The following is a 4,880-nucleotide window of genomic DNA, read 5'->3' as shown; positions in this document are numbered from 1 at the left end:
CCCCCGGCCTGTCCCTGGTGCGCTACGCCGCCGCGCTGAAGCCCGAGCGGCCCTGGTTCGCCATCGGCGGCATCGACGAGACCAACCTGGACGAGGTGCTCGCCGCGGGCGCCGACCGGGTCGTCGTCGTCCGCGCCATCACCGAGGCCGACGACCCGGGCGAGGCGGCGGCCCGGCTGGCGGCCCGCCTCCGCGCACACGGAGCGTAGGCACCCCGCCGCGCATGGACGGCCGGGCGGGACACCGCGGGACTCCGCGCCCCGCCCGGACTGTCGGGAAACGGTCGCCGAAGTGTCAACGGAATGTGAACGGACTGTCCAGAAAGCGGACAGAGGCCCGGCGAATCGGTCATATCACTGAATCGGGTTTGGGCTCCGGGGGCGCGCTGGTTAACTTGCCGGTATGGCCCTAGGCACAGCCTCCACCAGGACAGACCGTGCACGCACCGTCCGTGACCTGCTCGCTTCCGGTGAGCGGTCCTACTCCTTCGAGTTCGCGGCGCCGAAGTCCGAGAAGGGCGAACGGACGCTGTGGAACGCCATCCGCCGCATCGAGGCGGTCGGCCCGACCTTCGTCTCCGTGACCTACGGCGCGGGCGGCTCCTCCCGTGAGGGCACCGTACGCGCGACCGAGCGCATCGCCACCGACACCACGCTCACCCCGGTCGCCCACCTGACGGCCGTCAACCACTCCGTGGCCGAACTGCGCAACGTCATCGGGCAGTACGCCGACGTCGGCATCCGCAACATGCTCGCCCTGCGCGGCGACCCGCCCGGCGACCCCATGGGCGAGTGGGTGCGGCACCCGAAGGGCGTCGGCTACGCCGCCGAGCTCGTCCGGCTCATCAAGGAGTCCGGCGACTTCTGTGTCGGCGTCGCGGCCTTCCCCGAGATGCACCCGCGCTCCACCGACTGGGACTCGGACATCCGGCACTTCGTGGACAAGTGCCGGGCGGGCGCGGACTTCGCGATCACGCAGATGTTCTTCTACCCGGAGGACTACCTGCGCTTCCGGGACCGGGTCGCGGCGGCCGGCTGTGACACCCCGATCATTCCGGAGATCATGCCGGTCACCAACGTCCGGCAGATCGAGCGGTTCGCTCAGCTCAGCAACGCCGCCTTCCCGCCCGCCCTCGCCGAACGGATCCTCGCGGTGCGCGACGATGCGGCCGCTGTACGCTCGATCGGAATCGAGTACGCCACCGAGCTGTGCTCACGGCTGATGGCCGAGGAGATTCCCGGGTTGCACTTCATTACCCTGAACCACTCCACGGCCACGCTGGAAATCTACGAGAATCTGGGACTGCACCAGCGGTCCTGACGGCCGTTGCCCCGGCAACGGCCGCACGAGAGGGGCGTAAATGGGCTGGACGGTCCTCTACATCGCGTTCGGCATCGTCGCGCTCTGGCTGCTCGGCGAGGTGCTGCTGCAGTACAAGGCGCGACTGCGCTGGCGGCTGCTGGCCTTCGGCGGCTTCCTCGGTGTGGTCGCGGGTGTCGTCCTCTCGTCCGTGCCGGTCATCGCGGTGGGCGCCATCGCCTTCGCGGTCGGCCAGACCTATGTGACGCTCTCCTTCCGCCGTGGCTTCGCCGCCGGCTGGGCGATCCGCCGCGGCGACGACGCGGATTCCCCGGGCAGGGCCGAGGAGTCCGCGGACGCGAAGGGCACGAAGGGCCCGAAGGGCGGCCGGAAGGCGGCGCGCGGAGGACGGCGCCGGGGCAAGGCGGCCGAGGGCAACGGCACACCGACGGGCGGCGGCGACAGGACGGTGCCCCCGCTCGCCGCGGCCGCCACCGGGGCGGCGGCCGGAGCCGCCGCCGTCGCGGCCGCCGAGACCGCCGTCATGCCGCAGATCCCCGCCCCGCCCGGCGGCCCCTCGGCACCGCAGCCCGCCGCCCAGGAGTACGCGGCCTACGAGGAGACCGCGTACCTCCCGACGGCCGCCCCGTACGCCGACGGCTACGGTGCTCAGCCCGACCAGATCCCCACTCAGGCTCCCGCTCAGGCCCCTGCTCAGTCCCCCGCCCAGGACGGCCAGTTCGACTACGGGCAGGGGCAGGGACAGTACGCCGCCTACTCCGACCCCTACATCGGCAGCCGCCCGCAGGCCTACGAGCAGTACGACGCGTACGGGCAGCAGCAGTACGGGGGCTATCCGCAGCAGCAGTACGGGCAGGACACCGGGGCGGGCGCCGCCTACCCCGATCCGTACGCGCCCTCCGCGCAGTACGACATGGACACCCCGCCCGGCGGCATCTGGGTGCCCCAGCAGCGCGACACCGAGCCCCCGCACCCGCCCGCTCCGCACCCGCAGGGCGGCGGCTACGACGGGCACTACGACGGGCACTACGACGGGCACTTCGACGAGCAGCAGCACCGCTACTGAGAACGGCGCCCGGCAGCACGGCTGCCGGGCGCTCGTTCGTTCCGGCTCATTCGCTCATTCGCTCATTCCGAGCCGCGCCAGTCCGACCCGGAGACGACCAGCCCGGCGACCAGCGCCCCGCCCATTCCGGCATGGGCCAGCCCCCCGCCGGGGTGGGCGAACCCGCCGACGAGACAGAGCCCCGGAACGGGCGTCAGATTGGCGGGCCGCAGGAAGGCGCCGTCCGCCCCGGCCAGCACGGGCGCGGGCACCCCGCCGCCCTCGGCCCCCGTCGCCGCCTCGGTGTCGGCCGGGGTGCGCACCTCGTGCCACAGCACGCGCTCCCGCAGCCCCGGTATCACCGCCTCGGCCGCGTCGAGCATCCGCTCCGCGAACCCCGCGACCGTCTCCTCGTCGGCCCAGTCGACGGTGCCGTGCGGGGCCACCGTGGCCGTGAGCGTGACGGCCTCGTGCCCGTCGTCGGGGCGCGTGGCCGGATCGTCCGGCCGCAGCACGGTCACCGTCGGCCGGTGGCGCCACGGGCCCGGCGCGCGTACGTCGCCGGGTGCGCGGAAGACCTCGGCCAACTCCGCGTCGCGGTCGGGCGTGTGCACCACCGTGCGGTGCGCCGCCCCCTCGGGCCGTCCGCCGCGGAGAGCCAGGCACACGGTGAATCTGCCGGGCGGCACCGGCCGGGACCCGGCCGGGCCCACCGCCGCCTCCGCCGCGCGCGGCGCGATCCGGGCCAGCCGCCCCGGGGCCACGCCCGCGACCACCAGGTCCGCCTCGACGACCCGGCCGTCGGTCAGCTCCACCCCGGCGGCGTGCCCGTCCTTCTCCAGCAGGCCCACGACCTCCTCGCCGAAGCGGAACTCCACCTTGCGCGCCAGACACCGCTCGTGGAGCGCGTCGGCCAGCCCGCGCAGCCCGCCGCGCACGTACCAGCTGCCGAAGGTCTGCTCCATGTACGGCAGCACCGTCGCGCTCGCGGGCGTGTGCCGCGGGTCGAGCCCGTACGCCAGGGCATGGCTCTCCAGGAGGGCCACGAGCCGGGGATCCTTCAACTCCCGCCGCGCGACGGACGCGACGGTGACCGGGCCGCTCCGCCGGAACAGGCCGCGCCCGCGCACCGCCGGATACGGATCGCGCCCCAGCCGCTCACGGGCCGTCGCGTCCGGACGCAGCGGCTCCTCCAGCAGCGGCCGCCGCGTCGCGTCCCAGACCTCGCGCCCGCGGTTGACCAGATCGCTCCAGCGCTCACCCGCGCCCGCGCCCAGGACACCGTCCAGGGCCTCGGCCACCCCGCCCCGCGACGCGTTGGGCAGCGTGACCGCGGTGCCGTCCGCGAAGACATGGGCGCTCGCCGGGTCGACCTGCACGAGGCCGACGCTCGCCTCCAGGGACTCCTTGCCGGTCTTCACGAACAAGTCGCGGTAGACGGCCGGCAGATGCAGCAGCCCGGGCCCCGTGTCGAAGGCGAACCCGTCCCTCGTCAGCCGCCCCACGCCGCCGCCGTGCGTCGCCGCACGCTCGTACACCACCACCCGGTGGCCCGCGACGGCGAGCCGGGCGGCGGCTGCCATCGCGCCCATCCCGGCGCCGATCACCGCAATCCGTGCCATGGGGCGACTTTATCCGGCCCCACTGACAGCCTCGTCCGGCCGGCGTCGCCGACCGCGCGGCCGGTCGGACAAGGCCGTCAGGCCGGGCCGACGGCCGAGCCCGCCCGCCTCTCCTCGCGCCGCTGCCGCCTGCGCCGCAGGAAGCGGCGGACCCGGGACCAGAGGAAGACCACGAGCGCGATCCCCAGCCCCAGCAGCACCGCCGCGACGATCGCGGCGGCCACCGGGTGGAACAGCGCGAAGACGACGATCCCGGCGACCCCCAGATCCTCCAGGGTGCTCACCACGATGTTGCTCGCGGGCTCCGGCGACGTGTTGATCGCCGCCCGGGTGCCCGCCTTGACCAGATGGCTCACCAGCGCGGCCGAACCGCCCACGGCACCCGCCGCGAGGTCGGAGAGCGAGCCGCTCTGCCCGGCCAGCAACGCGGCGACCACGCCGCCCGCGACCGGCCTGACCACCGTGTGCACCGCGTCCCAGGCGGAGTCCACGTACGGGATCTTGTCGGCGACGACCTCGCACAGGAACAGCACACCGGCCACGATCAGGACGTCCGGACGCTGCAACGCGCCGGGCACCTGATCGGTGGCACCGGTCGCGCCCATCACGCCGAGCAGCAGGACCACGGCATAGGCGTTGATCCCGCTCGCCCAGCCGCTCGTGAACACCAAGGGAAGTACGGACACGCCGGCGATCGTAACCGCGGGGTGCGGCTGGGGCTGAACGCTCAGGGGTGAGTACGCGTACTCAGGCGAGGAGATGAGTAGCTGTGCGGATGGGGCATGCCGTCCGGGAAGGAAGAGTGGTGTCCACGGAAGGGGCGTCCGCGCCGCACCGCCGACACGGGGCGGCGGAACGGCGCGGCGGCCCTGAAGTGCCGGGGGGCACGGGGG

5 protein-coding genes are annotated in these 4,880 nt (G+C 74.0%); 3 read left to right on the top strand and 2 right to left on the bottom strand.

Annotated elements, in window-relative coordinates; genetic code table 11:
- The 3 genes from K6I34_RS31780 to K6I34_RS31770 all read left to right on the top strand — a co-directional run.
- On the top strand, positions 1–209 hold a 209-nt coding region (locus K6I34_RS31780; protein WP_229331387.1), incomplete at its 5' end, for a thiamine phosphate synthase.
- 193 nt (positions 210–402) lie between these two features.
- A complete protein-coding gene (gene metF, locus K6I34_RS31775; RefSeq protein WP_229331385.1) occupies positions 403–1,320 on the top strand; it encodes a methylenetetrahydrofolate reductase [NAD(P)H] in 918 nt (305 codons plus the stop codon).
- A gap of 40 nt (positions 1,321–1,360) precedes the next feature.
- Complete coding sequence (locus tag K6I34_RS31770; protein ID WP_229331383.1) at positions 1,361–2,386, top strand: hypothetical protein; 1,026 nt, start codon at positions 1,361–1,363, stop codon at positions 2,384–2,386.
- A gap of 62 nt (positions 2,387–2,448) precedes the next feature.
- Here K6I34_RS31770 and K6I34_RS31765 read toward each other — a convergent pair whose 3' ends face one another.
- Positions 2,449–3,987, bottom strand: a complete 1,539-nt coding sequence (locus K6I34_RS31765) for an NAD(P)/FAD-dependent oxidoreductase (protein ID WP_229331381.1) — start codon at positions 3,985–3,987, stop codon at positions 2,449–2,451.
- A 77-nt stretch (positions 3,988–4,064) separates the two neighbouring features.
- The gene (locus K6I34_RS31760) at positions 4,065–4,673 is read right to left on the bottom strand and encodes a DUF4126 domain-containing protein (protein WP_229331379.1); all 609 of its coding nucleotides are present in this window, start codon (positions 4,671–4,673) and stop codon (positions 4,065–4,067) included.
- Positions 4,674–4,880: the final 207 nt, after the last annotated feature.

Origin of the sequence: Streptomyces sp. UNOC14_S4, from assembly GCF_020740835.1 — a bacterium.
In the GTDB taxonomy this organism is placed as follows: Bacteria; Actinomycetota; Actinomycetes; order Streptomycetales; family Streptomycetaceae; genus Streptomyces.
This window is presented reverse-complemented; position numbering and strand designations above follow the sequence as displayed.